This is a genomic window from Paenibacillus sp. 598K, from assembly GCF_003851045.1.
In the GTDB taxonomy this organism is placed as follows: domain Bacteria; phylum Bacillota; class Bacilli; order Paenibacillales; family Paenibacillaceae; genus Paenibacillus_D.
Genome location: NZ_BFBX01000134.1, coordinates 13,123 through 15,711 on the forward strand (window position 1 = coordinate 13,123; position 2,589 = coordinate 15,711).

General features: G+C 60.6%; 3 protein-coding genes. 2 read left to right on the top strand and 1 reads right to left on the bottom strand.

The genetic code is table 11. From position 1 onward, the window contains the following. Positions 1-211 precede the first annotated feature (211 nt). Positions 212-1,279, bottom strand: a complete 1,068-nt coding sequence (locus tag PA598K_RS30615; RefSeq protein WP_128660581.1) for a glycoside hydrolase family 15 protein — start codon at positions 1,277-1,279, stop codon at positions 212-214. A gap of 181 nt (positions 1,280-1,460) precedes the next feature. On the opposite strand from PA598K_RS30615, the gene PA598K_RS30620 reads away from it, so the two are divergent. After that, positions 1,461-1,679 (top strand): hypothetical protein, encoded by a 219-nt coding sequence (locus PA598K_RS30620; protein WP_128660582.1) that lies wholly within the window; start codon positions 1,461-1,463, stop codon positions 1,677-1,679. 284 nt (positions 1,680-1,963) lie between these two features. Then, positions 1,964-2,470 (top strand): hypothetical protein, encoded by a 507-nt coding sequence (locus tag PA598K_RS30625; protein WP_128660583.1) that lies wholly within the window; start codon positions 1,964-1,966, stop codon positions 2,468-2,470. Positions 2,471-2,589 lie beyond the last annotated feature (119 nt).

A 2,589-nucleotide genomic window follows, 5' to 3' on the forward strand; every position in this document is an offset into this window, starting at 1 on the left:
GGGGCGAGGCGCACGCCGGGGCGAGGATCGACGAGTACAAGGTACGCCGGGTCCGCGGCATGCCGAGTACGTTGGCCCGACAAGTACAAGGCTCGGCAGTCCGAGGCAGCCCGAGACGAGGCTTGACGAGTACGTGGCAACCCGGGGCGAGGATCGCCGGGTCCAAGGCAGACATAGGCACCCGTCTGCGCCCGCCCCCACTTCGCCTGCCTCAAGCCAATTGCTGTGCCGCACCCTCTCTGGCGCAGACCGCTTCCTTGGCCAGGATATACATCGCGCAGCTCCATCCGAGCGGCGTGTTGACATTGGGCGTCGCCGTGCCCTGGTAGTAGAGCTCCGGCAGACAGCCCGGCTCGGTCATTACATCCTCGCTCCACCGAACGTAACGTCGGGCTTGCTCGGGCTGCCCCAGCTCGAGATGACAGAGCGCCAGCCACGGCAGACCAAAGGTCCACTCCGCCTCCGTCCCCTCATAAAAGCTGCGGGGCTGGCCGCGTCCATGCTCGGCCTCCAACGTGCTGTAATAGCTGTCCCCCTCGTAGCGGATAACCCCCCGCTCCCGCAGCAGCCGCTGCTCGACGGCGGTGACGATCGTCTCCGCCAACACGCCGGAGAACAGCCGGTACGGGTAGATGAGGCTGAGCTGCGCGAGGTCCGCCGTCTTGTCCCGACTCTCGGCAGGGAAGATCGCCAGCAGCGTGCGCATCCCTTTCTCGACGAGCCCCTCCGGGAGCCGGACGATCCGCTCGACTGCCTTCAGTCCGGCGACGCATGCGCCTACCGAGGAGGCGTGCACCTCGCGCCATTCCTCCCACATCCCGTTGTCGGCATCCTCCCAGTACCGGACATGCTCCAGATAGTCGACGAGCTTCTGGACGATGCGCGCATCCCGGCCGTCTCGCAGCATCGACTTGCCGCGCTTCAGCCCCTCTCCTACGCCATACAGGAAGGCCCCGATCGTATCGTGCTGGATATGCCCCCATTCCTCGTGGTGCACCTCCTTGACCTGGTCATGCGAATATCTGGCGTGCAGGTACTCCCAGGCGAGGTGCGGCCGCTGCAGGGCGATCCAGTCGAGCTTCCATTCATAGTCGAGGAACAGATCGAAGAGCCGGTGAAAGGTTTTTTCGTACGTGTGCGTCGATTTGTCCAGATGGGGTAATGACATATAAACACTGTCTCGGATCCACACATAACGGTAATCCTGCGAAGGACTGGCCACATACAATCCATGAGGCAAGCAGAGCTTCTTCAACACCGCATAGCTTTCTGTCAACATCGTCGCTTCCTCCTTTGACTTCCGTTGATTTCTGCCTTTGTCACTCATTGTGGCCGGGGGCCGTTTTGTTTAAACCCGCCAGCTTTCGAGCGATTCTGCGGCTGCAAGATGGTATCGTATAAGCCTGACTACGGCGCCTATGCGCCGCTACTATGCCTAAGGGTAAGGAGAGATGTATGTTATGAGCCAGATCTGCTGTATTCGGGTTAACGAGGACTCCATACCGGTTAATCTGGTCGGCACCGACCAGAAGCTGATCCCGTTCCTGCTCTCGGTTCTGAACAGCCAGGAAGCGCTGCTGTCCCACTGGAAAGACAAGATTATCAGTATCGATCTATTCAGCGCCGACGCCATCCTCTACTTCAAAAACGGCCGCCGCGCCCGCATGCCGATCTTTTAGCTGCCGGTTGGAGTCGTGATTGCACGCTGATTTTTTTGGAACAACCTCCTATCAGCATATGACAGCCGCTGTCAGGAGGTTAAGGCGCTGTCCGAGGTTCCGCTTCGGCCTGTGCGTGTGCTCGTTTGGGCGATGTAGCGTCAACTGGACTCCGGTCCAGTTTTTTTGTTCCCTGGGGACGGAAGACATCTGTCGCTGCGGCATGATAAAGTAAAGGAGCTAGGCAGGCTGGAGCACAGCCAGCCTGCCCATCCCATCCCCCTGCAAAAGGAGCTGCAAAACGCATGTCCAAACGCGCTGTTATCGGAGCCGTGCTCCTGCTGTTCGGTGTCTATCTGTTCCTCGGACGTACCCAGGACTATAACACGGGACAGCTGTTCGCCACCTTCTGGCCGACGATGTTCGTCATCCCGCTAGGCTTATTCTTCCACTGGATGCACTTCTCCTTGATGCGCGGCCGAGGTCACGGGCTGCTCATCCCCGGCGGCGTCCTGATCACGGCAGGCCTTGTCAGTCAGATCGCGATGCTCTTCGGCAACTGGAACTATATGTGGCCAGGCTTCATCCTCGCCCCGGCGGTCGGCCTGTTCGAGTATTACTGGTTCGGCAATCGCAACAAATGGCTGCTGCTGCCGATCCAGATCCTGACCGTCCTGAGCGTGCTATTCTTCGTCATCTTCACCCTGGGCCATGTGCTCGGTCAACTGAGCGGCGGCCAGTCCATGATCGGCATCCTGCTGATCGCACTCGGCGCCTATCTGCTGGTCGCACGCAGACGAGGCCGCGCATAACGAGCAAGCCCCCATCCCGGTCGGCCAATAGGCCGCGAGATGGGGGCTTTGCTGTTGGTGCGCCGCGTGGGCGACGCGGTCGGGGGGCTGCGCGGGTTACGTGGGCGGATCGCGCAGCG

Bases quoted from the DNA above. Each gene is read 5' to 3' on its own strand.
- PA598K_RS30615 (WP_128660581.1), bottom strand. From the start codon at position 1,279: ATGTTGACAGAAAGCTATGCGGTGTTGAAGAAGCTCTGCTTGCCTCAT.
- PA598K_RS30620 (WP_128660582.1), top strand. From the start codon at position 1,461: ATGAGCCAGATCTGCTGTATTCGGGTTAACGAGGACTCCATACCGGTT.
- PA598K_RS30625 (WP_128660583.1), top strand. From the start codon at position 1,964: ATGTCCAAACGCGCTGTTATCGGAGCCGTGCTCCTGCTGTTCGGTGTC.